Annotated in this window: 36 protein-coding genes; all 36 read left to right on the top strand. The window is 43.9% G+C overall.

Translation table 11 applies throughout. The features are described 5' to 3' along the window. Positions 1 to 18 precede the first annotated feature (18 nt). Positions 19 to 651: a 50S ribosomal protein L4 gene (gene rplD, locus ACN222_RS21090; RefSeq protein WP_010998352.1), complete on the top strand. Its 633-nt coding sequence runs from the start codon at positions 19 to 21 to the stop codon at positions 649 to 651. Next, the gene (locus ACN222_RS21085) at positions 644 to 958 is read left to right on the top strand and encodes a 50S ribosomal protein L23 (protein ID WP_010998351.1); all 315 of its coding nucleotides are present in this window, start codon (positions 644 to 646) and stop codon (positions 956 to 958) included. The genes rplD and ACN222_RS21085 overlap by 8 nt, the downstream gene beginning before the upstream one ends. Before the next feature lie 6 nt (positions 959 to 964). After that, complete coding sequence (gene rplB / locus ACN222_RS21080) at positions 965 to 1,828, top strand: 50S ribosomal protein L2 (protein WP_010998350.1); 864 nt, start codon at positions 965 to 967, stop codon at positions 1,826 to 1,828. 122 nt (positions 1,829 to 1,950) lie between these two features. Beyond that, positions 1,951 to 2,229, top strand: coding sequence for a 30S ribosomal protein S19 (rpsS, locus tag ACN222_RS21075; RefSeq protein ID WP_010998349.1), 279 nt, complete (start codon positions 1,951 to 1,953; stop codon positions 2,227 to 2,229). An 84-nt stretch (positions 2,230 to 2,313) separates the two neighbouring features. Further along, on the top strand, positions 2,314 to 2,673 hold the full coding sequence (rplV, locus tag ACN222_RS21070) for a 50S ribosomal protein L22 (RefSeq protein ID WP_010998348.1): 360 nt from the start codon (positions 2,314 to 2,316) through the stop codon (positions 2,671 to 2,673). Between the two features lie 52 nt (positions 2,674 to 2,725). Beyond that, positions 2,726 to 3,508 (top strand): 30S ribosomal protein S3, encoded by a 783-nt coding sequence (gene rpsC, locus ACN222_RS21065; RefSeq protein ID WP_010998347.1) that lies wholly within the window; start codon positions 2,726 to 2,728, stop codon positions 3,506 to 3,508. Positions 3,509 to 3,655: 147 nt separating this feature from the next. Next, positions 3,656 to 4,084: a 50S ribosomal protein L16 gene (rplP, locus tag ACN222_RS21060; protein WP_010998346.1), complete on the top strand. Its 429-nt coding sequence runs from the start codon at positions 3,656 to 3,658 to the stop codon at positions 4,082 to 4,084. A 3-nt stretch (positions 4,085 to 4,087) separates the two neighbouring features. Beyond that, positions 4,088 to 4,312 (top strand): 50S ribosomal protein L29, encoded by a 225-nt coding sequence (rpmC, locus tag ACN222_RS21055; protein ID WP_010998345.1) that lies wholly within the window; start codon positions 4,088 to 4,090, stop codon positions 4,310 to 4,312. Between the two features lie 12 nt (positions 4,313 to 4,324). Beyond that, entirely contained in the window at positions 4,325 to 4,570 is a 246-nt protein-coding gene (gene rpsQ, locus ACN222_RS21050) for a 30S ribosomal protein S17 (RefSeq protein ID WP_010998344.1), read from the top strand. Positions 4,571 to 4,608: 38 nt separating this feature from the next. Further along, positions 4,609 to 4,977 carry a 50S ribosomal protein L14 gene (gene rplN, locus ACN222_RS21045; RefSeq protein ID WP_010998343.1) on the top strand — a complete coding sequence of 123 codons (369 nt, stop codon included), beginning with the start codon at positions 4,609 to 4,611 and terminating at the stop codon, positions 4,975 to 4,977. Beyond that, on the top strand, positions 4,977 to 5,330 hold the full coding sequence (rplX, locus tag ACN222_RS21040) for a 50S ribosomal protein L24 (protein ID WP_010998342.1): 354 nt from the start codon (positions 4,977 to 4,979) through the stop codon (positions 5,328 to 5,330). The genes rplN and rplX overlap by 1 nt, the downstream gene beginning before the upstream one ends. 105 nt (positions 5,331 to 5,435) lie before the next feature. Further along, complete coding sequence (gene rplE, locus ACN222_RS21035) at positions 5,436 to 5,984, top strand: 50S ribosomal protein L5 (protein WP_010998341.1); 549 nt, start codon at positions 5,436 to 5,438, stop codon at positions 5,982 to 5,984. A 20-nt stretch (positions 5,985 to 6,004) separates the two neighbouring features. Continuing rightward, entirely contained in the window at positions 6,005 to 6,406 is a 402-nt protein-coding gene (gene rpsH, locus ACN222_RS21030) for a 30S ribosomal protein S8 (RefSeq protein ID WP_010998340.1), read from the top strand. 96 nt (positions 6,407 to 6,502) lie between these two features. Beyond that, positions 6,503 to 7,051: a 50S ribosomal protein L6 gene (gene rplF, locus ACN222_RS21025; RefSeq protein ID WP_010998339.1), complete on the top strand. Its 549-nt coding sequence runs from the start codon at positions 6,503 to 6,505 to the stop codon at positions 7,049 to 7,051. Between the two features lie 2 nt (positions 7,052 to 7,053). Next, complete coding sequence (rplR, locus tag ACN222_RS21020) at positions 7,054 to 7,416, top strand: 50S ribosomal protein L18 (protein ID WP_010998338.1); 363 nt, start codon at positions 7,054 to 7,056, stop codon at positions 7,414 to 7,416. A 92-nt stretch (positions 7,417 to 7,508) separates the two neighbouring features. Further along, on the top strand, positions 7,509 to 8,033 hold the full coding sequence (rpsE, locus tag ACN222_RS21015; RefSeq protein WP_010998337.1) for a 30S ribosomal protein S5: 525 nt from the start codon (positions 7,509 to 7,511) through the stop codon (positions 8,031 to 8,033). 68 nt (positions 8,034 to 8,101) lie between these two features. Beyond that, complete coding sequence (rplO, locus tag ACN222_RS21010) at positions 8,102 to 8,548, top strand: 50S ribosomal protein L15 (RefSeq protein ID WP_010998336.1); 447 nt, start codon at positions 8,102 to 8,104, stop codon at positions 8,546 to 8,548. Between the two features lie 70 nt (positions 8,549 to 8,618). Further along, a complete protein-coding gene (gene secY, locus ACN222_RS21005; RefSeq protein ID WP_010998335.1) occupies positions 8,619 to 9,932 on the top strand; it encodes a preprotein translocase subunit SecY in 1,314 nt (437 codons plus the stop codon). Next, on the top strand, positions 9,932 to 10,486 hold the full coding sequence (locus tag ACN222_RS21000) for an adenylate kinase (protein WP_010998334.1): 555 nt from the start codon (positions 9,932 to 9,934) through the stop codon (positions 10,484 to 10,486). The genes secY and ACN222_RS21000 overlap by 1 nt, the downstream gene beginning before the upstream one ends. A gap of 199 nt (positions 10,487 to 10,685) precedes the next feature. Next, positions 10,686 to 10,910: a translation initiation factor IF-1 gene (gene infA / locus ACN222_RS20995; RefSeq protein WP_006276978.1), complete on the top strand. Its 225-nt coding sequence runs from the start codon at positions 10,686 to 10,688 to the stop codon at positions 10,908 to 10,910. Between the two features lie 116 nt (positions 10,911 to 11,026). Then, the gene (gene rpmJ, locus ACN222_RS20990) at positions 11,027 to 11,140 is read left to right on the top strand and encodes a 50S ribosomal protein L36 (RefSeq protein WP_010998333.1); all 114 of its coding nucleotides are present in this window, start codon (positions 11,027 to 11,029) and stop codon (positions 11,138 to 11,140) included. Positions 11,141 to 11,254: 114 nt separating this feature from the next. Beyond that, complete coding sequence (gene rpsM / locus ACN222_RS20985; protein ID WP_010998332.1) at positions 11,255 to 11,635, top strand: 30S ribosomal protein S13; 381 nt, start codon at positions 11,255 to 11,257, stop codon at positions 11,633 to 11,635. 54 nt (positions 11,636 to 11,689) lie between these two features. Next, positions 11,690 to 12,085: a 30S ribosomal protein S11 gene (gene rpsK / locus ACN222_RS20980; protein WP_010998331.1), complete on the top strand. Its 396-nt coding sequence runs from the start codon at positions 11,690 to 11,692 to the stop codon at positions 12,083 to 12,085. A 290-nt stretch (positions 12,086 to 12,375) separates the two neighbouring features. Beyond that, entirely contained in the window at positions 12,376 to 13,323 is a 948-nt protein-coding gene (locus ACN222_RS20975) for a DNA-directed RNA polymerase subunit alpha (RefSeq protein ID WP_010998330.1), read from the top strand. Between the two features lie 35 nt (positions 13,324 to 13,358). Next, entirely contained in the window at positions 13,359 to 13,709 is a 351-nt protein-coding gene (rplQ, locus tag ACN222_RS20970; RefSeq protein WP_010998329.1) for a 50S ribosomal protein L17, read from the top strand. Between the two features lie 84 nt (positions 13,710 to 13,793). Then, positions 13,794 to 14,642, top strand: a complete 849-nt coding sequence (truA, locus tag ACN222_RS20965; RefSeq protein ID WP_010998328.1) for a tRNA pseudouridine(38-40) synthase TruA — start codon at positions 13,794 to 13,796, stop codon at positions 14,640 to 14,642. A gap of 73 nt (positions 14,643 to 14,715) precedes the next feature. Beyond that, positions 14,716 to 15,171 (top strand): 50S ribosomal protein L13, encoded by a 456-nt coding sequence (gene rplM / locus ACN222_RS20960; protein ID WP_096637188.1) that lies wholly within the window; start codon positions 14,716 to 14,718, stop codon positions 15,169 to 15,171. Then, a complete protein-coding gene (rpsI, locus tag ACN222_RS20955; RefSeq protein ID WP_010998326.1) occupies positions 15,171 to 15,587 on the top strand; it encodes a 30S ribosomal protein S9 in 417 nt (138 codons plus the stop codon). Before rplM ends, rpsI begins: the two co-directional genes overlap by 1 nt. Before the next feature lie 107 nt (positions 15,588 to 15,694). Next, positions 15,695 to 15,934, top strand: a complete 240-nt coding sequence (gene rpmE, locus ACN222_RS20950) for a 50S ribosomal protein L31 (RefSeq protein ID WP_010998325.1) — start codon at positions 15,695 to 15,697, stop codon at positions 15,932 to 15,934. A 102-nt stretch (positions 15,935 to 16,036) separates the two neighbouring features. Next, positions 16,037 to 17,137 carry a peptide chain release factor 1 gene (prfA, locus tag ACN222_RS20945; RefSeq protein ID WP_010998324.1) on the top strand — a complete coding sequence of 367 codons (1,101 nt, stop codon included), beginning with the start codon at positions 16,037 to 16,039 and terminating at the stop codon, positions 17,135 to 17,137. 18 nt (positions 17,138 to 17,155) lie between these two features. After that, positions 17,156 to 17,761, top strand: a complete 606-nt coding sequence (locus ACN222_RS20940; RefSeq protein ID WP_010998323.1) for an Rpn family recombination-promoting nuclease/putative transposase — start codon at positions 17,156 to 17,158, stop codon at positions 17,759 to 17,761. 131 nt (positions 17,762 to 17,892) lie between these two features. Further along, on the top strand, positions 17,893 to 19,587 hold the full coding sequence (locus ACN222_RS20935; protein WP_010998322.1) for an ABC-F family ATP-binding cassette domain-containing protein: 1,695 nt from the start codon (positions 17,893 to 17,895) through the stop codon (positions 19,585 to 19,587). A gap of 238 nt (positions 19,588 to 19,825) precedes the next feature. Then, on the top strand, positions 19,826 to 21,427 hold the full coding sequence (gpmI, locus tag ACN222_RS20930; RefSeq protein WP_010998321.1) for a 2,3-bisphosphoglycerate-independent phosphoglycerate mutase: 1,602 nt from the start codon (positions 19,826 to 19,828) through the stop codon (positions 21,425 to 21,427). 99 nt (positions 21,428 to 21,526) lie between these two features. Further along, positions 21,527 to 21,760: a preprotein translocase subunit SecG gene (gene secG, locus ACN222_RS20925; protein ID WP_010998320.1), complete on the top strand. Its 234-nt coding sequence runs from the start codon at positions 21,527 to 21,529 to the stop codon at positions 21,758 to 21,760. A gap of 20 nt (positions 21,761 to 21,780) precedes the next feature. After that, positions 21,781 to 22,530, top strand: a complete 750-nt coding sequence (locus ACN222_RS20920) for a peptidase (protein WP_010998319.1) — start codon at positions 21,781 to 21,783, stop codon at positions 22,528 to 22,530. A 151-nt stretch (positions 22,531 to 22,681) separates the two neighbouring features. Then, positions 22,682 to 24,463, top strand: a complete 1,782-nt coding sequence (locus ACN222_RS20915) for a DUF262 domain-containing protein (RefSeq protein WP_010998318.1) — start codon at positions 22,682 to 22,684, stop codon at positions 24,461 to 24,463. Positions 24,464 to 24,514 lie beyond the last annotated feature (51 nt).

Genomic DNA, 24,514 nt, shown 5'->3' with positions numbered 1-24,514 from the left:
CTGATAAAGGACAGAAAAATGGTAGAGAGTGTAGTAAAAAATTGGCAAGGGGAGCAAATCGGACAAAAAACGTTCGAGTTGCGGGTTGCCAAAGAAACAACGGCGGCGCACATTGTACACCGCGCCCTAGTTAGACAGCAAACCAACGCTCGTCAAGGAACAGCCAGCACCAAAACCCGTGCTGAAGTCCGAGGCGGCGGTCGTAAACCCTGGCGACAAAAAGGAACTGGTCGCGCTCGTGCAGGTTCCATCCGTTCACCGTTATGGCGTGGTGGTGGTGTCATCTTTGGACCCAAACCCAGAGATTTCGATTTAAAAATGAACCGCAAAGAGCGGCGTTTAGCACTGCGGACAGCATTTGTCAGCCGTATAGACGATTTGATTTTAGTAGAAGAATTTAGCAACGAGTTATCCCGCCCCAAAACTAAAGATTTGGTGGCAGCATTCACTCGTTGGGGTGCAGAACCGGAAAGCAAAATATTGTTAATTTTGTCGGAATTTCCTGAAAACGTGTATTTGTCTGCCCGTAACATTGAGAACCTAAAACTCATTGCGGCTGACCAACTCAACGTTTATGATTTGCTGCACGCTGACAAAATTGTTGTCACCACATCAGCATTAGAAAAAATTCAGGAGGTCTACAATGGCTAAGTTTGACCCCCGCAACCTGCCCGATTTAGTGCGTCGCCCGATCTTGACAGAAAAAGCGACCATCATGATGGAGCAGAATAAATACACCTTTGAAGTGACTCCTAAGGCCAGTAAGCCACAAATCAGAGCAGCAATTGAAGACCTATTTCAGGTCAAGGTTGTCAAAGTCAATACGGCATTGCCACCACGCAGAAAAAAACGTGTGGGTAAATTTATTGGCTTTAAGCCCCAATATAAGAAAGCGATCGTCACTATCGCCCCTGGGGATGTAGATAAAATCAGACAAGTTCTATTCCCAGAGGTATAAAATATCATGGGTACTCGTTCTTACCGCCCTTATACCCCCAGTACTCGCCAGGTTACAATTTCCGACTTCGCGGAAATTACCAAAACCGAACCAGAAAAGTCGCTGACGGTATATAAACACAGGGCAAAAGGCCGCAACAACCAAGGTCGGATTACTAGTCGCCGCCGTGGTGGTGGACACAAAAGACTGTATCGGATCATTGACTTTAAACGGGATAAACGTAGTATTCCTGCCACAGTCATAGCTATTGAATACGATCCTAACCGGAACGCTCGGATTGCTCTGGTTTCCTATGAAGATGGGGAAAAACGGTACATCCTGCATCCAAACAACTTAAAAGTTGGGACAGTAATTATTGCTGGGCCAGAGTCTCCTATTGAAGATGGCAATGCTTTACCCTTGGCGAACATTCCCTTAGGTACAAGCGTTCACAACGTAGAGTTAAAAGCAGGCAAAGGTGGTCAAATTGTCCGCTCTGCTGGTGCAACAGCTCAAGTTGTAGCTAAAGAAGGGAATTACGTGACCCTCAAGCTACCTTCTGGAGAAGTCCGCTTGATTCGTCGGGAGTGCTACGCCACCATCGGCCAAGTAGGTAACACCGACGCGAGAAACTTAAGCGCTGGTAAAGCAGGTAGAAATCGCTGGAAAGGTCGCCGTCCTAAAGTTAGAGGTAGCGTCATGAACCCAGTAGACCACCCACACGGCGGTGGTGAGGGTAGAGCGCCTATCGGTAGATCCGGCCCTGTAACTCCTTGGGGTAAACCCACCTTGGGCGCCAAAACACGCAAACCCAAGAAAGCCAGCAGCAAGTTGATTATACGCCGTCGTCGTAAATCTTCTAAACGCGGTCGTGGTGGTCGTGAGTCTTAATTAGTGCTGTTAGCGGGGCGTTCAGCCCATGCTGAGTAATGAGTGCTGAGTAGTATGAACCTAATCAACACCCAAAACTCAAAGTTAAAAACTCACAACATAAACTCAAAACTTTCGCAATTATGGGTCGTTCTCTTAAAAAAGGTCCTTTCATCGCCGATCATTTACTCAGCAAAATTGAAAAGCTCAACGACAGAAATGAAAAACAAGTAATTAAAACTTGGTCAAGAGCTTCCACAATTTTGCCCTTGATGGTAGGTCATACTATAGCCGTTCACAACGGTCGTCAACACGTTCCAGTTTTTATCAGCGAGCAGATGGTGGGACATAAGTTGGGAGAATTCGCTCCTACTCGTACCTACAGAGGCCATGGTAAATCTGACAAAAAAGCAGGTAGGTAAGTTGTCAATAGTCAGTAGTAGGCTGTCAGTGGGTGAAAACAACTGACAACTAACCACTGACAACTGACAAAATTGGAGAAAATTATGGCTACTGATACTACTGAAGTAAAAGCGATCGCCCGCTTTATCAGAATGTCTCCCTACAAAGTACGTCGGGTACTTGACCAAATTCGGGGGCTTTCTTACCGGGAAGCGCTAATTATCCTAGAATTTATGCCCTATCGAGCCACTGAGCCAGTGTTAACACTACTGCGTAGTGCTGCTGCTAACGCTGAACATAATGCAGGGTTAGACCGCGCCGAGTTAGTGATTACCCAAGCTTATGCTGACCAAGGCCCAGTCCTGAAACGTTTCCAACCCAGAGCGCAAGGTAGAGCCTACCAAATTCGCAAGCCGACGTGTCATATCACCTTGGCTGTGGCTGCTAACGCCGGTGCTAAATAAGTCCTAGACACAAAAAATTGCGTTAAAGTCAGAAATTTTAGAGGAAGCATTTGTGGGACAAAAAATTCATCCAGTTGGCTTTCGCCTGGGAATTACCCAAGAACACCAATCGCGTTGGTTTGCCGAACCTAGCCGCTATCCAGAACTTCTACAAGAAGACCACAAACTACGTCAATATATAGAACAAAAACTGGGTAGACTCGCACAAAATAACGCAGGTATTTCCGAAGTGCGGATTGAGCGGAAAGCCGATCAAATCGATCTAGAAGTGCGTACAGCTCGCCCAGGTGTAGTTGTAGGTCGTGGTGGGCAAGGTATTGAAGCATTGCGTACCGGACTACAAACCTTATTGGGTGGCAATCGTCAAATTCGCATCAACGTAGTAGAAGTACAACGAGTTGATGCTGATGCTTACCTGATTGCCGAATTTATTGCTCAACAGTTGGAACGTCGTGTTTCCTTCCGTCGGGTAGTGCGTCAAGCAATTCAACGCGCTCAAAAAGCTGGCATTCAAGGCATCAAAGTTCAAGTTAGCGGTCGCCTCAACGGTGCAGAAATTGCCCGGACAGAGTGGACACGGGAAGGTAGAGTACCTCTACATACATTAAGAGCTGATATTGACTACTCTTACTGCACAGCCAAAACCGTTTACGGTATTCTTGGCATCAAAGTTTGGGTATTCAAAGGCGAAATCATCCCTGGACAAGAAGTAGCGACACCACCACCTTCACCCCGCGACCGCGACCGCGACCGTGGCGATCGCGATCGCGAACCTCGCCGTCGTCAACAACAACGCCGCCGCCAGCAGTTTGAAGACCGATCCAACGAAGGATAGTCATTAGTCCTTAGTCATGGTGAATGGCTCTTGACAACTGACCCTTTGGGTTCGCCAGTTGCACCCTTACGGGAAGGCTTACGCCAACATGAGGGAAACCCCCAAGACCGCACTGGCTCACAACTGACAACTGACAACTGACAAACCATGTTAAGTCCAAGAAGAACTAAATTCCGCAAACAACAACGCGGGCGGATGGGAGGGTTAGCCCACCGGGGTAGCACCCTCAACTTTGGAGATTTCGCACTCCAAGCCCAAGAACCAGCTTGGATCACCTCTCGGCAAATCGAGGCTTCCCGTCGGGCAATGACTCGTTACATCCGCCGGGGTGGCAAAATTTGGATTCGCATCTTCCCAGATAAGCCAGTAACCATGCGTCCGGCAGAAACCCGGATGGGTTCCGGTAAAGGTAATCCAGAGTTTTGGGTAGCTGTAGTTAAACCAGGCCGGATTTTATTTGAAATCGCTGGTGTTACAGAAGAGATTGCTCGTGAAGCAATGCGTTTAGCAGCTTATAAGCTACCAATTAAAACTAAGTTTATTGTGCGTTCTCAAGTTGTAGAGGAACAGGAGTAGGTTATGCCACTTCCCAAAATTTCAGAAGCTAGAGAACTAAGTGACGAGAGATTGGTTGAGGAAATCACTGCTGTCAAAAAACAACTGTTTCAGTTGCGCTTACAAAAAGCTACCAGACAACTAGATAAACCTCACCAATTCCGCCATGCCCGCCACCGTCTAGCCCAATTGTTAACGGTAGAAGGAGAGCGGAAACGGGCAGCCGCAACTCAATCGCCTCAAGAATAAAAGTAGGAGATTATGGCAATCAAAGAACGCGTTGGCTTAGTAGTAAGCGACAAAATGCAGAAAACTGTAGTAGTCGCCATCGAAAACCGCGCTCCCCACCCCAAGTACGGCAAAATTGTAGTTAAAACCCGCCGTTACAAAGCTCACGACGAAGACAATAAATGCAAAGTGGGCGATCGCGTGCGGATTCAGGAAACCAGACCCTTGAGTAAAACCAAGCGCTGGCAGGTTGCAGAAATCCTCAACACCAAAGCTTAGTTGTTATAAAAATAACAACTTTATAAGGGAGACCAATTGTGATTCAACCCCAAACCTATCTTAATGTCGCAGACAATAGCGGCGCTCGTAAATTGATGTGTATCCGTGTCTTAGGTGCGGGTAACAGTCGTTACGGCTTCATTGGCGATAAGATTATTGCTGTGGTCAAAGATGCCACACCCAACATGGCTGTAAAAAAATCTGATGTTGTGGAAGCAGTAATTGTCCGTACTCGCCATCATATCCGTCGTGATAGCGGTATGACTATTCGCTTCGACGATAACGCCGCCGTCATCATCAACAAAGATGGTAATCCTAGAGGCACACGGGTATTTGGCCCTGTAGCACGGGAATTGCGCGACAAAAACTTCACCAAAATAGTTTCTCTGGCTCCGGAGGTGCTGTAATGCCAAGTAAAAAGGACACAACACCCAAATTTCATAAACTCCACGTCAAGACTGGCGACACCGTGCAAATCATTGCTGGTAAAGACAAAGGCAAAGTCGGTGAAGTGATTAAAGCACTGCCCCAACTGAGCAAAGTTGTCGTTAAAGGTGTCAATATCAAAACTAAGCACGTCAAGCCCCAACAAGAAGGTGAATCGGGACGGATTGTCACTCAAGAAGCACCGATTCACAGTTCTAACGTCATGCTTTACTCCACCAAGCAAAACGTCGCTAGTCGTGTTTGTTACACTTTCACCGCAGAAGGTAAGAAAGTAAGGAAACTCAAGAAAACTGGCGAAATTCTCGATAATTAGGGAATTAGCCGACTTGAGATTTTAGATATGGAATTAAATTTACAATCTAAAATCGGAAAATAAAGTTTCCCTGACAAAGCCCAGGGAGAATCAGGACAAAAAACTATGGCGACCACAAGACTCAAAACCTTATATCAAGAGACAATCGTCCCTAAATTAACCCAACAGTTCCAATATACTAACGTTCATCAAGTACCAAAATTGGTGAAAATTACTGTGAACCGGGGTTTGGGGGAAGCAGCTCAAAATGCTAAGTCCCTAGAAGCATCATTAACCGAAATTGCCACTATTACTGGTCAAAAGCCAGTAGTCACACGGGCGAAAAAGGCGATCGCTGGCTTTAAAATTCGTCAGGGTATGCCTGTTGGTATCATGGTGACATTAAGAGGCGAACGGATGTATGCTTTCTTCGACCGCCTGATTAGCCTGTCACTGCCAAGAATTAGAGACTTCCGTGGTATCAGCCCCAAAAGCTTTGATGGTCGCGGTAACTATACTCTAGGCGTAAGAGAACAGTTAATCTTTCCAGAAATCGAGTACGACAGCATCGATCAAATCCGTGGTCTAGATATTTCTATCATCACCACAGCGAAAAACGACGAAGAGGGCCGCGCCTTACTTAAAGAATTTGGAATGCCCTTTCGCGATCAATAAGTTCATCTAAAGAGGGAACGATGGCGGCTAACGACACAATTGCAGATATGCTGACGCGCATCCGCAATGCTAACATGGCAAGGCATCAAACTACACTAGTGCCAGCTACAAAAATGACTCGTAGCATTGCTAAAGTGCTACAGGAAGAAGGCTTTATTGCTGAAATTTCTGAAGAAGGAGACGAAGTAAAACGTAATCTGGTGATTGCCCTGAAATATAAGGGTAAAAATCGTCAGCCTCTAATTACCGCCCTGAAGCGTGTAAGTAAGCCTGGGTTACGTGTTTACTCCAACCGAAAAGAATTACCAAGAGTATTAGGTGGCATTGGTATTGCCATTATTTCTACATCCAGTGGTATCATGACCGACCGCGAAGCGCGACGGCAGAACGTGGGTGGTGAAGTACTCTGCTACGTCTGGTAGTTATTAGTCATTAGTCATCAGTCATTAGTCATTTAGTACAAAACAAAGGACAACTGACAACTGACAACTGACAACTGACACAAGGATAAAAAAATCATGTCTCGTATTGGTAAACGTCCAATTACTGTACCAGCCAAAGTGCAAGTCACCATTGATGGCACAAAGGTTGTGGTTAAAGGCCCTAAAGGCGAACTGTCAAGAGAACTGCCTGCAAACGTTAGTGTTTCTCAAGAAGGAGAAACCTTACAAGTAACCCGTCGGGATGAAACTCGGACTTCTAGACAACTACACGGTTTAAGCCGGACTCTGGTTGCCAACATGGTAGAAGGCGTTTCTCAAGGTTTCCAACGCCGCTTGGAAATTCAAGGCGTGGGTTATCGGGCTCAAGTTCAGGGGCGTAACCTAGTTTTAAACATGGGTTACAGCCATCAAGTCCAAATTGAACCACCGGATGGTATTCAATTTGTTGTAGAAAATAATACCAATGTTATAGTCAGTGGCTATGACAAAGAAATTGTAGGTAACACAGCAGCGAAAGTTCGAGCCGTTCGTCCACCAGAACCTTACAAGGGTAAAGGTATCCGCTACGCCGGTGAAGTGGTTAGACGTAAAGCTGGTAAGACTGGTAAGGGTGGTAAGAAGTAAACATGAAACTTACTCGTAGAGAATCAAAAGAGCGTCGCCATAGACGCGTTCGTGGTAAAGTTCAAGGTTCTCCAGAACGTCCACGTCTGGCTGTCTTCCGCTCTAATGAGCATATATATGCTCAAGTAATTGATGATACACAACATCACACACTGGCAGCTGCATCGACTGTAGAGCCAGAATTGAAATCTAGTTTGGCTTCTGGCTCTAACTGTGAAGCATCAGCGCAAATTGGTAAATTGATTGCGGCGCGATCGCTCGAAAAAGGTATCACTAAAGTTGTCTTTGATCGCGGTGGTAACTTATACCACGGACGTATCAAAGCATTAGCCGAAGCAGCACGCGAAGCTGGTTTAGATTTCTAATTTGTCAGTAGTCAATGGTCAACAGTCAGTAGTAACTGACAACTGACAACTGACAACTGACAACTGACAACTGACAAAAAGAGAGCAAGATTATGGCAACAGGTCGTCGTAAAGCGAACCGCACAAAAAAAGAAGAAACCAACTGGCAAGAACGGGTAATTCAGATCCGGCGGGTGAGCAAGGTTGTTAAAGGTGGTAAAAAACTCAGCTTCCGAGCGATCGTTGTTGTTGGTAACGAACGCGGTCAAGTTGGGGTCGGAGTAGGTAAAGCCTCTGATGTGATTGGTGCTGTGAAAAAAGGTGTGGCCGATGGCAAAAAACACCTGATTGATATCCCCATCACCAAATCTAACTCCATCCCTCATCCTATTGATGGTGTCGGTGGTGGTGCTAAGGTCATGATGCGCCCAGCCGCTCCTGGTACAGGTGTAATTGCCGGTGGCGCTGTCCGGACAGTATTGGAATTGGCAGGGGTTCGTAACGTTTTAGCCAAGCAACTCGGCTCTAACAACCCGCTCAACAACGCCAGAGCAGCCGTAAACGCCTTATCTACACTACGCACCTTAGCTGAAGTTGCTGAAGACCGAGGCATTGCGATCGAAAAACTCTACATCTAAGTAGTCATTTGTCCGATGTGGAAATGACAACTGACAACTGACAAATAACAACTGGCAACTTTTAGATTATGAGACTCAACGATGTTAAGCCCCAAAAAGGCTCAAAAAAACGCCGTCGCCGTGTAGGTAGAGGTATTTCTGCTGGTCAGGGTGCTAGTGCAGGTCTAGGTATGAGAGGTCAAAAATCCCGTTCTGGTAGTGGTACCAGACCTGGGTTTGAAGGTGGTCAACAGCCATTGTACCGTCGGATACCCAAGCTGAAAGGCTTTCCTGTAGTTAATCGGAAAATTTACACTACGATTAATGTAGAGAAGCTAGCTGATCTTCCTGCAAATACAGAAGTAACTTTGGAATCTTTGAGAGCAGCAGGTATTTTGACTGCTGCCAAAGGCCCACTGAAAATTTTGGGTAATGGAGATTTAGGCGTAGCCCTCAACGTTAAGGCAGCAGCTTTCACAGGTCAAGCTCGTAGCAAAATTGAGGCTGCTGGAGGGAGTTGTGAAGTTTTAGGGTGATGCCCAACAGCGCACTTGAAAGCTAGCCAATTTGCTTCCAGCGCCTGGTTCACGATAAAGGTAGCACTCTATGATCAGTCGAGATAAAGCCCCAACGGCTCAAGAAACTTTTATGCAGATGGCGCAAGCAGCTGGGCTGAGAGGCAGGCTGCTTGTAACTGTCGGTATTTTAATCCTGGTTCGCCTGGGTATCTTTTTACCAGTACCAGGAATTGATAGAACTCGTTTTGCCGAAGCAATTTCGAGCAATAATGCCATATTCGGTTTATTGGATATATTTTCAGGGCGAGGACTTTCAACTTTGGGAGTCTTTGCTTTAGGGATTTTGCCTTTTATTAATGCGTCAATTATCATCCAATTACTGACTGCGGCAATACCATCTTTAGAAAATTTACAGAAAAATGAAGGCGAAGCGGGTCGGCGGAAAATTTCCCAAATTACTCGCTATGTAACTGTAGGGTGGGCAATTTTTCAGAGCGTGGCTTTCTCCGCTTTATTTCTCCAGCAGTTTGCCTTGCAACCAGGCCCAGTATTTGTAGCAGAAACAGCGATCGCACTGACAGCTGGTTCTATGTTCGTTATGTGGGCATCGGAACTGATCACAGAACGCGGTATTGGTAATGGTGCATCCTTGTTAATTTTTGTCAACATTGTCGCATCCTTGCCAAAATCCTTAGGTGACACCATTGACTTAGTGCAAGTTGGTGGTAGAGAAATTGTTGGTCGCGTGATTGTGCTAGTGTTAGTATTCCTAGCAACAATCGTGGGCATCGTATTTGTACAGGAAGGCATCCGGCGCATCCCAATTATCTCGGCTCGTCGTCAAGTTGGTCGTCGGGTACTCGCAGAACAGCGTAGCTATTTACCCTTGCGTCTCATATCTGGTGGTGTCATGCCAATCATCTTTGCAGCAGCCATTTTGAGTTTGCCACTTTTGATTGCTAACTTCACCAAGAATCCCGAATTGGCTAACATTGTCAATACTTATTTGAGTCCAGGTGGTTCTGGATCTTGGGTATACGCTTTGGTGTACTTAATTTCCATTGTTTTCTTTAGCTACTTCTATTCTTCTTTGATTGTTAACCCTGTTGACGTAGCTCAGAACCTCAAGAAAATGGGTTCTAGTATTCCGGGTATTCGTCCTGGAAAGGCAACTAGTGAATACATCGAACGGGTAATTAACAGACTAACTTTTTTGGGTGCAATCTTTTTGGGTTTGGTGGCAATTATCCCCACTGCCGTAGAAAGAGCTTTAGGAGTACCAACCTTTAGGGGATTGGGTGCAACTTCATTGCTAATTCTGGTTGGTGTGGCAATTGAGACAGCTAAACAAGTCCAAACTTACGTTATTTCTCAGCGTTATGAAGGAATGGTGAAACAATAGTGACGCGACTAATCTTCTTGGGGCCGCCGGGAGCAGGTAAAGGAACACAAGCTCAAATTTTGGCTGAACATTTACATATTCCGCATATTTCCACTGGGGACATATTGCGGCAAGCCATGAAAGAGCAAACTCCCTTGGGAATCAAAGCTCAAAGCTATGTAGATAGTGGCGAGTTGGTTCCTGATCAGTTAGTGCAAGACTTGGTAGAAGAGCGTCTTGAGCAAGCAGATGCTAAATCTGGTTGGATATTGGATGGTTTCCCTCGTAAAGTCACACAAGCGGCTTTTCTGGAAGAATTGCTGCAAAAAACTGGTCAAGGTGGCGAAAGAGTAGTCAATTTGGATGCGGCAGATGATGTCGTGGTAGCACGGTTGTTATCCAGAGGCAGGAAAGATGACACCGAAGAGGTAATTCGTCGCCGCCTGGAAATTTACCGCAGCGATACTGCACCCTTGATTGATTATTATAGCGATCGCCAAAAACTTCTAACCATCAATGGCGACCAGTCCCAAGAAGAAGTCACTCACGAATTGAAAGCAACTTTAGGTTCATAACTAGCCCAAAAAGTCCAGGGGATAGAGTTTAGGGACTGTACCTAGTCCCCAGTACCCAATCCCCAGTTCCCTGTCACTGAAAGATGTTGTCAAATTTAGCTAAGATATATTAATAAACGGTTGATATATTTGTTGAAATGTGTTCTCTTGCAAATGAGTGCTGCAAACGAACAAAAAGTTGTTGAATTGAGGAAAAAACTTGTCTAAACAAGATTTGATTGAAATGGAAGGCACTGTTACTGAGTCTTTGCCTAATGCCATGTTTCGCGTTGACCTAGATAACGGCTTCAACGTGTTAGCACACATCTCAGGTAAGATTCGCCGTAACTACATCAAAATTTTGCCTGGCGATCGCGTCAAAGTGGAACTAACTCCCTACGACCTCACAAAAGGCAGAATCACCTACCGACTGCGCAAGAAGTAGATATATGTAAGGAAGTCTACCATAAAACAAATTATTTGGGTGTTACCCATTTACTTAATTGCATAAAGTTTCCTAAAAATGCTATAATTTAATATTTGGAGTCAATTTTTAAAGGCATGAAAGTCAGAGCCTCGGTCAAGAAAATTTGTGAAAAATGCAACGTAATCCGCCGTCGTGGACGCGTTATGGTGATCTGTGTTAATCCCAAGCACAAGCAACGTCAAGGATAACATCCCGTGGGCGTTGAGAGTGACGCTTACCAACATCACCATCAGCAATAATTCGGACGCGTTTAACCGCGTTTTTCCATCAGCAACTGCGAACAAAATAGGGAGACATTCATCGTGGCACGTATTGCCGGAGTAGACCTTCCACGCGACAAACGCGTTGAAATCGGTCTAACCTATATCTACGGAATTGGACTATCAAGGTCGCAAGAGATTATCGCGGCTACAGGTGTTAACCCAGATACCCGTGTTAAAGACCTCAGTGATGCCGATGTAGCAGCCCTGCGAGGCGAAGTCGAAAGCAACTATCAAGTTGAAGGTGACTTGCGCCGCTTGGAAGCAATGAACATCAAGCGCTTAGTTGACATTGGTACATACAGAGGTCGCCGTCATCGGATGGGCTTACCAGTCAGAGGACAAAGAACTCGCACTAATGCTAGAACTCGTCGTGGGAGAAGGCAGACAGTGGCCGGTAAGAAGAAGGCTCCTGGTAAGTAATATTTCTCTGCTTGCTACCAAGAGCAAGTTTTACCTAAGGTTAACTGAAATAATATGGCAAGACAACCAACAAAAAAATCTGGGAGTAAGAAGCAGAAACGGAACGTTCCCAATGGAATGGCTTACATCCAATCTACTTTCAACAATAGCATTGTCACCATCACCGACCAAAATGGAGATGTAATTTCTTGGGCTAGTGCAGGTTCTAGCGGTTTTAAAGGTGCTAAAAAAGGAACTCCCTTTGCAGCACAAACCGCAGCAGAAAGTGCAGCCAGACGAGCTATCGACCAAGGAATGCGCCAAATTGAAGTGATGGTTAGTGGGCCAGGAGCAGGTAGAGAAACTGCGATTCGGGCGCTTCAAGGAGCAGGGCTAGAAATTACCCTGATTCGAGACATAACCCCCATTCCTCACAATGGTTGCCGTCCGCCAAAACGCCGTCGCGTATAGGTCAAGACTTTTGTTCTCACCTGCAATTGCTTGACAATTGGGGTGAGTGTTGAAGAACTTCCGACGGCTGGGACGACAACAAGCGTGTCAGCTCTTCCATTAGGGAGGGCTGCTGTACTCCAAATCAAGCAAAATATAATGAATGCCTGCAAGCTTAATCAGTAAATCAAACTGTACCCCCACCAGATGTTGGCAGTTTGATACACCTAAGTCAGCCCAGGGCAATAAAGTAAATTCGAGAGGCAAAAAATTTGCCTGCTAGCAGCACCTTAATTAAGGGAGGCTACTCCGTGGCGCAGTTTCAAATTGAATGTGTAGAGTCTAATACAGAGGAAAGTCGGAACCATTACAGTAAATTTATTCTAGAACCTCTAGAACGTGGTCAGGGAACAACAGTCGGCAATGCGTTGCGGCGGGTTTTACTATCCAATCTAGAGGGAACAGCAGTCACAGCAGTGAGAATTGCCGGTGTTTCTCACGAGTTTGCTACAGTTCCAGGCGTGCGAGAAGATGTCTTAGAGATCATCATGCGGATGAAGGAAGTTATCCTCAAAAGCTATTCTTCTCAGGCCCAGATCGGCAGATTGCTAGTTAACGGCCCAACAACAATCACTGCATCACATTTTGATTTACCCAGTGAAGTAGAAGTTATTGATCCTACCCAGTATGTCGCTACTATTGCTGAGGGCGGCAAATTGGAAATGGAGTTCCGCATCGAAAGAGGCAAAGGATACCGCACAGTAGAAAGAGGGCGTGAAGAAGCTACATCTTTGGACTTTCTGCAAATTGACTCCATCTTTATGCCTGTGCGGAAAGTTAACTACAGTGTTGAGGAAGTGCGTGCTGATGGCTCCATTCCTAAAGACAGGCTTCTGTTAGAAGTTTGGACAAATGGTAGCATTTCTCCTCAAGAAGCCTTATCTTCAGCAGCCGGGATTCTAGTTGATTTGTTCAATCCGTTGAAAGATATTTCACTAGAACCAACGGATACAAACTCCGACATTCCAGACGACCCCACTGCTCAAATTCCTATCGAAGAGTTGCAACTCTCTGTACGGGCCTATAACTGTCTCAAGCGGGCGCAAGTCAACTCTGTGGCTGACTTGTTGGATTACACCCAAGAAGACTTGTTAGAGATCAAAAACTTCGGTCAGAAATCAGCAGAAGAAGTCGTGGAAGCTTTACAGCGACGCTTGGGCATCACCTTACCCCAAGAAAGAAGCTCTAAACACAACTAGTCTTACAATCGTTCAAAGTTCACTGTAGTATTGTTATGCGTCACCGGAATCGGGTCAAAAAACTTGGTAAACCAGCTGATCAGCGCCGCGCCCTGTTACGAGCGTTGACTACTGAGCTAATCCGTCATGGTCGGATTACCACTACTTTGGTTCGTGCGAAAGTGGTACGAAGCGAAGTAGATAAAATCATCACCCTAGCAAAAGATGGCTCATTAGCAGCACGTCGTCGAGCGTTGGGTTACATCTACGATAAACAGCTAGTTCATGCGCTGTTTGAGCAAGTTTCCTCTCGGTATGGTAATCGTCAAGGCGGATATACCCGTATTCTGCATACCGTACCTCGTCGGGGTGACAATGCTGAGATGGCGATTATTGAATTGGTGTAGAGAAGACAGGAGGTAGAGGGCTGGAGGCAAAAGGGTAAATCCTTTGCTTAAAACCTTGTACTTCAGTCTTTATTGAAAGAACCTATGTTAGATAGTCACCAGCCGAAACAAACTCAACGAGTAGCCTTGGTAGTGCAGTACCTTGGTACACATTTTCATGGCTGGCAACGACAAAAACAGCATCGGACAGTTCAGGAAGAAATCGAAACAGCGATCGCTAAAATTCTCGGACATCATGTCACACTACATGGTGCTGGGCGTACTGATAGCGGAGTCCACGCTGCTGCTCAAGTAGCCCATTTTGATGCTACAGGGTTAATTCCCGCACACAAGTGGGCATCAGTTATCAATAGTTACCTGCCCAAGGATATATTGATAAAAGCTTCAGCAGCTGTAGGCGACCGTTGGCACGCTCGTTTTAGCGCCGCATACAGGCGGTATCGCTACACAATCTATACTGAAGATCGACCGAACTTGTTCGTCACACCTTTCAGTTGGCATTATTATTATGCACCCCTAGATGAATCTCTGATGCAGGCTGCCCTTAAACCCCTGATGGGAAAGCATCACTTGGCGGCATTTCACCGTGCAGGGTCAAAGCGATCGCATTCTTGGGTAGAGGTACAAGCAGTAGAGTGTCATCGTAGTGGGCCGTTTATCCATATTGAAATTCAGGCTGATGGATTTTTATATGGCATGGTGCGACTGTTGGTAGGGATGTTAGTACAGGTAGGTTCCGGGCAACGAACTCTGGCTAACTTCACCGAACTCTGGAAAGAACAACGGCGGGAAGAAGTAAAACACGCCGCACCGTCACAGGGCTTATGCTTGTTACGAGTCGGCTATCCAGATTTTCCCTTTACCCCTGACGTTTGGTATGACACCATGCCAAAGTTAGTTTTTAGTCAAGAGTCATTAGTCAATAGTCATTAGTCAAAAGTTTTTGCTATGGACTACAGACTATTGACTATCAGACTCTGAAAAAAATGACAAAGGACAAATAAAAATGAGTAAAACCTATCTTCCTCCTCAAGAATCCCTTGAGCGTGATTGGTATGTAGTAGATGCTACGGACAAACGCCTGGGTCGCCTTGCCAGTGAAATTGCCATGATTTTAAGAGGCAAAAATAAGGCACACTATACCCCACACCTAGATACAGGTGACTTCGTGATTGTTGTAAATGCTGAAAAAGTAGCAGTTACAGGCAAGAAACGTACTCAGAAACTTTATCGTCGTCACTCTGGTCGTCCTGGTGGGATGAAGACAGAAACCTTTGCCAAACTGCAACAGCGTTTACCAGAAAGAATCGTGGAACACGCTGTCAAAGGTATGCTACCCAAAAATAGCCTGGGTAAGCAGTTATTCACTAAACTGAAAGTTTACGCTGGGCCGACTCATCCCCACGATGCCCAAAAACCTAAAGAACTCAACATTCATACAATCCCTGGAGCAGAAAGTTAATGGTGGTAGCAGAAGCAAATAGCGGTCGCGCCGTGTACTGGGGTACTGGTCGCCGTAAGTCCGCAGTAGCACGGGTACGCTTGGTTCCCGGTACTGGTCAATTAATTGTGAATGGCAAGCCTGGAGACTTGTATTTTCAATTCAACGCTAATTATTTAGGCGTTATCAAAGCTCCTTTAGAAACCTTAGGTTTAGAAAACGAATACGATATTTTGGTAAAAGCAGAAGGCGGCGGCTTAACCGGACAAGCTGACTCAGTGCGTTTAGGGGTTGCTCGTGCTTTATGCCAACTAGATCCTGAAAATCGTCCTCCTTTAAAAACCGAAGGTTACTTAACCCGTGATCCCAGGGCTAAAGAACGGAAAAAGTATGGTTTGCACAAAGCCCGGAAAGCTCCTCAGTACTCCAAACGATAAACTGGGGATTGGGTACTGGGGACTGGGGATTGGGTATCAAGTTGCTCATCTCTAGCCTCTAGCCCCTGAAAAGTTATAATTTATATAGATTCACCACAAAAGGAACAATGGCTAAATCTGATATTCATCCCAAGTGGTATCCAGAAGCAAAAGTCTACTGCAATGGTCAAGTTGTGATGACCGTTGGTTCTACCAAACCAGAATTACACGTAGATGTTTGGTCTGGCAACCACCCTTTTTATACTGGTACTCAGAAGATTATTGATACTGAAGGTCGCGTAGAACGCTTCCTACGTAAGTATGGTATGAGCAGCACTCAAACCTCTGGCGAACAAACTAAAAAGTAGCGGTTTGGCTCTGCTGTTAACGACGACCCTGCGTCTGCTGGGTCGATTGTCATTTTTTGCCGAGCCAAGTGGTTATTTTTTAAAGGAGCGATCGCACTCGTTATGGCTGAATCATACCTGCTGGAGAAACTAAAATCCGTTGAACAAACCTTCAATGAATTAACTCGTCGTCTGGGAGATCCTGACACGGCTAAAAACCCCGATGAGTATCAAAAGATTGCTAAGTCCCGTTCTTCTTTAGAAGAAGTTGTAGAGACTTATGATAATTGGAAAATCGCCCAAGAAGAATTAATTGGGGCGCGTCAGGTACTTAAAGAGGCAAACAGTGATCCAGATATGCACGAAATGGCAGCTCTGGAAGTAAAAGAATTAGAAGAAAAAATAGACTATTTAGAAACTCGTTTGAAGGTTTTGCTGCTACCCCGTGACCCCAACGATGATAAAAACATCATGTTGGAAATTCGCGCTGGTACTGGTGGCGATGAAGCGAGTATTTGGGCTGGTGATTTACTGCGGATGTATTCTCGCTATGCTGATACTCAAGGCTGGCGGGTAAAGTTGGTGAGTGAGTCCCTGGGTGAAATGGGTGGCTTCAAAGAAGTTATCCTGGAAATTCAAGGTGAGAGCGTTTACAGTAAGCTGAAATTTGAAGCAGGCGTTCATCGTGTGCAGCGTGTACCAGCAACCGAAGCTGGGGGAAGGGTGCATACTTCAACGGCGACAGTGGCAATTATGCCAGAAGTTGATGAAGTAGAAATCCACATTGATCCGAAAGATATTGAAATGACTACGGCTCGTTCTGGTGGTGCTGGTGGACAAAACGTCAACAAGGTGGAAACTGCTGTTGACTTGATGCACAAACCGACGGGAATCCGCATTTTCTGTACAGAAGAACGCAGCCAGTTACAAAACAAAGAACGGGCGATGCAGATTTTGCGGGCGAAGTTGTATGAGATTAAGCTGCGCGAACAACAAGAAGAAGTGACTTCGATGAGGCGATCGCAAGTTGGAACAGGATCGCGATCGGAGAAAATTCGCACTTATAATTATAAAGATAGCCGTGCGACTGACCACCGTTTAGGTCAAAACTTTTCGCTTAATCCAGTTTTGGAAGGCGATTTAGAGACGGTCATTCAATCTTGTATTTCTCAAGACCAGCAGGAACGGTTGGCGGAGTTAGCAACTTCTAGCGCTGCTGGTTAATTATTAGTTTAATAAATTATGTTTAAACCGTCTGTGAGTAACAGGCGGTTTTTGTTTTGCTTCACGCAGAAAAGCACTTACGCACCCAAGTTGTCTGTGATTTTATATCCAAGCAGAAGTATAGACACAGGAGATATTAAGCATTATCGAGAATTTTTTATTAGTGAGCGAGTCAGGCGAATTTATCTGGATGAATTAATAGATGCGACTTCCTTACCAATTAGTCTGGCTACTGTCAAATTGATCGTGACATCTGAAGATACAGCCATTGTAGAAGCCAGGAAGTTGATAGCCAGAACAAAATCAGAAATCAACTTACCAGCTAAACAAAAGGAATTCTTAGAATTGATAGAGACTATCATTTTATATAAGTTGCCCTCAATTAGTAAGAAGGAGTTAGAAGAAATGTTTAGCCTCAGTGACTTAAGAAATACTAGATATTTTCAGGATGTTTTTCAAGAAGGCAAAGAAGAAGGTGAGCGCAGTGGCAAGCTAAAAGCAGTACCAGCAATGTTGGCAGCAGGTTTGACTTTAGAGCAAGTGGCACAAGCTTTAGATTTAAGTGTTGAGGAAGTACGACAAGCCACACAACAGCAGTCTTCTGACTCTCAAAGCGGCAATTAAACAAGCTCACTTTACTCTTTTGTTTGGTAAGAGTTTCTTAAGACAAATTATTGGTTAATTTTTGTTAATATTGGACACAGTATTGGTACTTCGTCCGCAACTAACCATAATTCCTAACTGAGAGAAACTTGATGCTGCGATTAGAACATATTAGTAAAATTTATCCTACAGGCGAAGTTCTCAAAGATATCAACTGGGAAGTGAAACCAGGCGATCGCATTGGTTTAGTCGGTGTCAACGGTGCGGGTAAATCGACTCAGCTAAAAATTATTACTGGGGAGATAGAACCGACGGCTGGGGAAATTATCCGTCCTTCTAGCCTGCACATAGCTTACCTCAACCAAGAGTTTGAGGTAGATCCTAGCCGCACCGTCAGAGAAGAGTTTTGGACTGTATTTAAGGAAGCCAACCAAGTACAATTGGCTCTAACCCAAGTACAACATGATATGCAAACAGCGACTCCAGAGGAACTGGATAAGCTAATCGACAAATTGGATCGTTTGCAGCGTCAGTTTGAAGGTTTGGATGGCTATGGTTTAGAAGCGCGCATTGGGAAAATTCTCCCAGAAATGGGATTTGAGCAAGAAGATGGCGATCGCCTCGTCAGCGCTTTCTCCGGTGGTTGGCAAATGCGGATGAGTTTGGGTAAGATTCTTCTGCAAGCACCAGATATCTTACTGCTGGACGAGCCGACTAACCACTTAGACTTGGAAACTATTGAGTGGTTAGAAAATTACCTGAAAAAGCTAACTACACCAATGGTCATAGTCTCCCATGACCGGGAGTTTCTTGACCGCCTCTGTACCCAAATTGTGGAAACTGAACGAGGTGTTTCTAGTACTTATCTGGGTAACTACACATCTTATCTAGAACAAAAAGCCGAAAGCCAGTTAGCTCAAATGAGTGCTTACGAACGTCAGCAGAAAGAAATCGAGAAACAGCAAGCTTTTGTTGATAGATTCCGCGCCAGTGCTACCCGCAGTACTCAAGCTAAAAGCCGAGAAAAGCAACTAGATAAGATCGAACGCATCGAAGCGCCTGTGGCTGGTGTCAGAACCTTGCATTTCCGTTTTCCACCCGCACCCCGCAGTGGACGAGAGGTAGTGAAAATCAAGGATTTAACCCATACCTACGATGATAAAATTTTGTTCTTGGGTGCGAACCTTTTAATTGAAAGGGGCGATCGCATTGCTTTCTTAGGCCCCAACGGTGCAGGTAAATCTACGCTGTTGCGGATAATTATGGGTTTAGAACCACCCACAGAAGGTAGCGTGGGCATAGGAGAACACGGTGTTATTCCTGGTTACTTTGAGCAAAATCAAGCCGAAGCTTTAGACTTGAAAAAAACGGTTATGGAAACTATCCACGATGAAGTTCCTGACTGGAAAAACGAAGAAGTCCGCACGCTTTTGGGTAAGTTTCTGTTTACAGGGGACACCGTATTTAAGCAAGTAGAAGCATTAAGTGGAGGAGAAAAAGCACGTTTAGCATTGGCGAAAATGCTCTTACGTCCTGCTAACTTAATTATTCTCGATGAGCCTACTAACCACCTAGATATTCCCGCAAAAGAAATGCTGGAAGAAGCACTACAAAATTATGATGGCACGGCGATTGTTGTCTCTCACGACCGTTATTTTATTTCTCAGGTAGCCAACAAAATCGTCGAAATTCGGGATGGTGAATTTCGTGTGTATCTAGGTGATTACCACTATTATCTAGACAAAATCGCCGAGGAAAAAGAAACGGCGAAATTAGAGGCGATCGCTGCTGAAAAAGCTGCGAAAAAAGCCGCTAAATCAGCTAAATCTTCTGCCAAAAAGAAGTGAAGCATCTAAACTACTGGTAATAGGTAATGGGTAATAGGTAAGCTTTCTTCTCAATTACCAATTACCTATTACCCATCCCCTTTTATCACAAAATATATTCAACAGTTACTAAGGTTAAAGAAAATCTAAAAAAAATAGATTTTTGTCATCAGAAAAGTTAATAAGCAGAAATTCACTTGCAGTGACGGGTAGCAGTGGTATCATTCGGGTATTACAAAAAGTAAAGGGCAATTTTATTATGACCAAAGCACCTGTTGCTCCTGTGGTGCTAGTCATTTTAGACGGATGGGGCTACTGCGAGGAGACGCGAGGAAATGCTATTGCTGCCGCCAAAACTCCAGTAATGGAAAGCTTATGGACGGCTTACCCGCATACCCTCATCCACACATCAGGGAAAGCCGTAGGATTGCCAGAAGGTCAAATGGGTAACTCGGAAGTTGGTCATTTGAACATTGGTGCTGGGCGAGTCGTGCCACAGGAATTGGTACGAATCTCCGATGCGGTGGAGGATGGTTCTATCCTCAGCAACTCAGCTCTTGTCAAAATTTGCCAGGAAGTTCGCAATCGGAATGGCAAGCTACATTTAGTAGGGCTTTGTTCTGAGGGGGGTGTACACTCGCATATCACCCATCTATTCGGACTACTTGACTTAGCCAAAGAACAGCGAATTTCTGAAGTTTGTATTCATGCCATTACTGATGGTCGTGACACCGCGCCAACCGATGGTATAAACGCAATCTCAGCCTTAGAAGACTACATCAATCATGTAGGAATCGGGCGCATTGTCACTGTTAGCGGTCGTTACTATGCGATGGATCGCGATCGCCGTTGGGATCGGGTACAACGCGCTTATGATGTAATGACTCAAGACGGTGTAGGTGATGGACGCAAGGCTGTTGATGTCTTGCAAGCATCCTATGCCGAAGGAGTGAATGATGAGTTTATTGTTCCCGTGCGAATTGCTCCTGGTACTGTCGAGCCAGGAGATGGGGTGATATTCTTTAATTTCCGTCCAGACCGTTCTAGACAACTGACTCAAGCTTTTGTCAGCCCTGAATTTACAGGCTTTGCCAGACAGCAAATCAAACCACTGTCTTTTGTCACATTTACCCAATACGATTCTGATTTATCAGTATCTGTAGCCTTTGAGCCACAGAACTTAACCAATATTCTGGGTGAAGTCATCGCCAATCAGGGTTTAAATCAGTTTCGTACCGCCGAAACCGAAAAGTATGCCCATGTCACCTATTTCTTCAACGGTGGCTTAGAAGAACCCTTTGCTGGGGAAGACAGGGAACTTGTCAGCAGTCCAATGGTAGCGACTTACGACAAAGCCCCAGCCATGTCAGCAACCGCAGTTACCGATACAGCGATCGCCGCAATTCAAAAAGGTATCTACTCTTTAATTGTCATTAACTATGCCAACCCAGATATGGTAGGGCATACTGGTCAAATAGAACCCACAATAAAGGCCATCGAAACAGTTGATCGCTGTTTAGGTCGTTTGTTAGAAGGTGTAAGCAAAGCCGGGGGAACAACAATTATTACCGCCGATCACGGCAACGCCGAGTATATGCTAGATGAAGCAGGTAATTCTTGGACAGCTCACACAACTAACCCAGTCCCCTTAATTTTAGTGGAAGGCGAAAAAGTTAAAATCCCTGGATATGGTACCAACGTCGAACTACGTAGCGACGGCAAACTAGCCGACATTGCACCCACAATCCTCGACATTTTACAGCTACCCCAACCACCAGAAATGACAGGGCGATCGCTCCTGCAACCAGCAGAATATGAGGTGGAACTCAGTCGCACCCCTATTCCTGTAGGGCTTAATTAAGCTATGAGAGAACAGTTAACTGTTAACAGTTAACCGTCAACTGTTCTCTCATTAGCAAACCCTTCTTTTTTGAAACTTGTTATAAAAGAGATTGCTACCATGACAGTTACTAGTATTGTGCAAGCTATTTGGGCGCTTTCCGCCGTTGGTCTAATAGTATTAGTTTTGCTCCATAGCCCCAAAGGTGACGGAATTGGAGCGATCGGCGGACAAGCACAGCTATTTAGCAGCACCAAAAGCGCCGAAAATACCTTAAACCGTGTTACCTGGGCATTGACAGTCATTTTCCTCGGTTTAACAGTAGTTTTAAGCGCAGGTTGGCTACCTAAATAACATTAAAGGGAGATAGGTATATGGGGAATAAAATTCAACACCCAAAACCTAACACCCTCAAGAATTTTCGATCAAAGCACTTACTAGCAGCCCTCGCCTTATTTATAGGTGCAGGGCTGCTAATCATTTTCACTAATCTCCAGTTAAGTAATGCTTTAACAACAAAGCCCTCTTTCTCCCCACCAAAAGCCCATCCTCTACCTTCCACACTTGCACAATGGCAAGACAGCACCAATAGCGGTGATTACTTTTCTCAAGTTGCAACAACTGATGTCGGTTATTTAGTGTGGTCACAATTTCCCGTGCGAGTTCATATCAAACAACCACAACTAATTAACGCACAACAGGCGCAAATATGGGTTGATAGTGTTTTCACAACTGTGCAGGAATGGGCTAATTATTTGCCTTTGGTAATTGTAGAACAAGCTGAAGTTGCCGATATTACGATTGAGCGCAAAACCCCACCTTTACAAATAGGTAAAGATAAAATCCCCCGTGCGCGTTCTGCTCTCACCCGCTACGAATTATACACAAAGAATAATGTCTTATCACACCGCTTTACTATCCTATTAAATCCTACCCAAACAGGTGAGTATCTTCTGGCAGCCGCCCGCCACGAAATCGGTCACGCCCTGGGAATTTGGGGGCATAGTTCCCTACCAAGCGATGCTTTATATTTTTCCCAAGTCCGCAACCCACCGCCAATTTCTGCCAGAGATGTCAATACTTTAAAGCGGGTTTATGAACAGCCAACTAGTTTGGGTTGGTAGTTATTTCAGATTGAGTAATTAAGATTGGGAATCTAATAATTATTCTTTCACTAAATCAGAATCAAACATTGTATATTTTATATAAATGCTTCGCATAAAACAGCAATTATTACAGATTATTTTAAATATAAATACAGGAGGATAAAGTGTAATGGCAGCAATTGAATCGCGTGATTATACTTTAGAAGAATTATTTCAAGACTTCTATGTAGTTAAAGAATACCAGCGTGAATACGTTTGGGAGGAAAAGCAGGTTAGAGAACTTCTTGAAGATGTTTATGAACCATTTCTAGATAATAAATCCGGCTCTGATTGGGAGTGTTTTATAGGGAGTATTATTGTTTGCAAATCTCAAGAATTATATGAACTAATTGACGGACAGCAAAGAATGACGACTGCTTATTTAATTGTGTGTGCCGTGAGAGATTATTTACTAGAACTAAATCCAGATGAACATAATATTGGTCAACTTAAAGGATTTATTACTTCATATGTTTTGGAGGAAAATGGTAGCGAAAAATTTAAGGAAAGAATAGAACTTCAATATGATGAAGAAAGCCGTTACATTTTAGAAAGAATTGCTAGACAACAAAATTTTTTAGATATTCCTGAAAATAGTTCTGTGCGACGTATTAAAAATGCTTATCAAATTGCATTAAGATTTCTAAAAGATGAATTTGGTGGTAATGAAACTACTATTCAGCAGGTTAAGCTATTTTATGCACGCTTTATTAAAAATGTAAGAGTAGTTCGTGTAGAAACCAAGAGTATGTCACACGCACTCAAAGTTTTTGCAACGATTAATAATCGTGGAGTTGGTCTGGATTCTATGGATCTACTCAAAAATCTCATGTTTATCCAAATTGCTAAAAATAAAATTATAAAGGACAAAGATTTTGAAAGACTGAAAAATAAGTGGAAGGAGATGCTAAAAATATTATATGAATCTAATGAAAATCCTATAAGATTTCTTCGTTATTTTATTGTTTCTAAATATGATTCAGAACGCATAAGAGAAGATAAAATTTATGAATGGTTTGAAGAAAACCGGGATAAATGTGAATATCAAGATAAGCCATTTGATTTTGTCGATTCTTTAGTTAAAACGGCAAAAGCATTTGCAAATTTTAAAGAAGGAAAAGATATTTTTGGTAAGCCAAACCGTTATTTACTAAATATATCTTATCTTTCAACTAGCCAGCATTTTGTATTACTTCTAGCTACTCAGCACTTTTCTAAAGAAATGTTTACCAGCCTCAGTAAACATCTAGAAAACTTTTTATTTATATGTATCATTACGCAAGCTAGATCCAGTAAACTTGAAATTTTATTTGTAAAATGGGCATCTAAGCTAAGGCAAATAAATAACCAACAGTTACTTGATCAGTTTATATTTGAGGAAATTGGAGTAGAAAAACAAAAACTAGCGGAAAAGTTTTTACTCGCTTTTCGCCGGCTTGATGAGGATTCTGTACGTAAAAAAGTTTTGCAATATATCTTAGCTAAACTTACGCAGTATATTGATGAATTAGCCTATGGAGAAATAGAAGCTCATACTAATTTAAAAAACTATATAAATAAAACTGTTGAAATCGAACATATACTACCTCAAAATTATGAGTTAGTTAAATCTTCATTTGATAAACAAGAGCAAATATACAAGTATGTTAAATATTTAGGAAATCTTACATTAATTGAGAAGCCTATCAATACTTCAATAAAAAATAAAATATTTGAAGTTAAGAAAAATGCTTATCAAAAGTCAAAATTTTTAATTACTAAATCAATAGTAGAACCAGTTAATGTTGGATTAAATACAGCGATTGACCGTGCAGTAAAAGATTTAGGCACATTTAATGAATGGAACTCAACAGCAATAGAGCGTCGGCAGGAAATGTTAGCTCAATTAGCAAAGAAGGTCTGGGATGTATAAGTAATGAGGCAGAATGTCTATTTTGTAGATTTAAAGAGGTAGCAAATTATA

The sequence above is a fragment of the Anabaena sp. FACHB-595 genome, from assembly GCF_048568275.1.
In the GTDB taxonomy this organism is placed as follows: Bacteria; Cyanobacteriota; Cyanobacteriia; order Cyanobacteriales; family Nostocaceae; genus Trichormus.
The sequence above is the reverse complement of the archived record's forward strand: the minus strand, read 5'-3'. Positions and strand labels throughout refer to the sequence as shown.

What these genes read in the sequence shown, in the direction of transcription:
- rplP (WP_010998346.1), top strand. Translation starts at nt 3,656, where the DNA reads ATGTTAAGTCCAAGAAGAACTAAATTCCGCAAACAACAACGCGGGCGG.
- rpsQ (WP_010998344.1), top strand. Translation starts at nt 4,325, where the DNA reads ATGGCAATCAAAGAACGCGTTGGCTTAGTAGTAAGCGACAAAATGCAG.
- ACN222_RS20940 (WP_010998323.1), top strand. Translation starts at nt 17,156, where the DNA reads ATGTTTAAACCGTCTGTGAGTAACAGGCGGTTTTTGTTTTGCTTCACG.
- rplF (WP_010998339.1), top strand. Translation starts at nt 6,503, where the DNA reads ATGTCTCGTATTGGTAAACGTCCAATTACTGTACCAGCCAAAGTGCAA.
- ACN222_RS20935 (WP_010998322.1), top strand. Translation starts at nt 17,893, where the DNA reads ATGCTGCGATTAGAACATATTAGTAAAATTTATCCTACAGGCGAAGTT.
- secG (WP_010998320.1), top strand. Translation starts at nt 21,527, where the DNA reads ATGACAGTTACTAGTATTGTGCAAGCTATTTGGGCGCTTTCCGCCGTT.
- rpsH (WP_010998340.1), top strand. Translation starts at nt 6,005, where the DNA reads ATGGCGGCTAACGACACAATTGCAGATATGCTGACGCGCATCCGCAAT.
- rpmJ (WP_010998333.1), top strand. Translation starts at nt 11,027, where the DNA reads ATGAAAGTCAGAGCCTCGGTCAAGAAAATTTGTGAAAAATGCAACGTA.
- rpsI (WP_010998326.1), top strand. Translation starts at nt 15,171, where the DNA reads ATGGTGGTAGCAGAAGCAAATAGCGGTCGCGCCGTGTACTGGGGTACT.
- rpsK (WP_010998331.1), top strand. Translation starts at nt 11,690, where the DNA reads ATGGCAAGACAACCAACAAAAAAATCTGGGAGTAAGAAGCAGAAACGG.
- ACN222_RS21085 (WP_010998351.1), top strand. Translation starts at nt 644, where the DNA reads ATGGCTAAGTTTGACCCCCGCAACCTGCCCGATTTAGTGCGTCGCCCG.
- rpmC (WP_010998345.1), top strand. Translation starts at nt 4,088, where the DNA reads ATGCCACTTCCCAAAATTTCAGAAGCTAGAGAACTAAGTGACGAGAGA.
- rplR (WP_010998338.1), top strand. Translation starts at nt 7,054, where the DNA reads ATGAAACTTACTCGTAGAGAATCAAAAGAGCGTCGCCATAGACGCGTT.
- rplV (WP_010998348.1), top strand. Translation starts at nt 2,314, where the DNA reads ATGGCTACTGATACTACTGAAGTAAAAGCGATCGCCCGCTTTATCAGA.
- rpsE (WP_010998337.1), top strand. Translation starts at nt 7,509, where the DNA reads ATGGCAACAGGTCGTCGTAAAGCGAACCGCACAAAAAAAGAAGAAACC.
- rpmE (WP_010998325.1), top strand. Translation starts at nt 15,695, where the DNA reads ATGGCTAAATCTGATATTCATCCCAAGTGGTATCCAGAAGCAAAAGTC.
- secY (WP_010998335.1), top strand. Translation starts at nt 8,619, where the DNA reads ATGATCAGTCGAGATAAAGCCCCAACGGCTCAAGAAACTTTTATGCAG.
- rplD (WP_010998352.1), top strand. Translation starts at nt 19, where the DNA reads ATGGTAGAGAGTGTAGTAAAAAATTGGCAAGGGGAGCAAATCGGACAA.
- ACN222_RS20920 (WP_010998319.1), top strand. Translation starts at nt 21,781, where the DNA reads ATGGGGAATAAAATTCAACACCCAAAACCTAACACCCTCAAGAATTTT.
- rplQ (WP_010998329.1), top strand. Translation starts at nt 13,359, where the DNA reads ATGCGTCACCGGAATCGGGTCAAAAAACTTGGTAAACCAGCTGATCAG.
- truA (WP_010998328.1), top strand. Translation starts at nt 13,794, where the DNA reads ATGTTAGATAGTCACCAGCCGAAACAAACTCAACGAGTAGCCTTGGTA.
- ACN222_RS20915 (WP_010998318.1), top strand. Translation starts at nt 22,682, where the DNA reads ATGGCAGCAATTGAATCGCGTGATTATACTTTAGAAGAATTATTTCAA.
- rplE (WP_010998341.1), top strand. Translation starts at nt 5,436, where the DNA reads ATGGCGACCACAAGACTCAAAACCTTATATCAAGAGACAATCGTCCCT.
- rplX (WP_010998342.1), top strand. Translation starts at nt 4,977, where the DNA reads ATGCCAAGTAAAAAGGACACAACACCCAAATTTCATAAACTCCACGTC.
- gpmI (WP_010998321.1), top strand. Translation starts at nt 19,826, where the DNA reads ATGACCAAAGCACCTGTTGCTCCTGTGGTGCTAGTCATTTTAGACGGA.
- prfA (WP_010998324.1), top strand. Translation starts at nt 16,037, where the DNA reads ATGGCTGAATCATACCTGCTGGAGAAACTAAAATCCGTTGAACAAACC.
- rplM (WP_096637188.1), top strand. Translation starts at nt 14,716, where the DNA reads ATGAGTAAAACCTATCTTCCTCCTCAAGAATCCCTTGAGCGTGATTGG.
- rplO (WP_010998336.1), top strand. Translation starts at nt 8,102, where the DNA reads ATGAGACTCAACGATGTTAAGCCCCAAAAAGGCTCAAAAAAACGCCGT.
- rpsS (WP_010998349.1), top strand. Translation starts at nt 1,951, where the DNA reads ATGGGTCGTTCTCTTAAAAAAGGTCCTTTCATCGCCGATCATTTACTC.
- rplB (WP_010998350.1), top strand. Translation starts at nt 965, where the DNA reads ATGGGTACTCGTTCTTACCGCCCTTATACCCCCAGTACTCGCCAGGTT.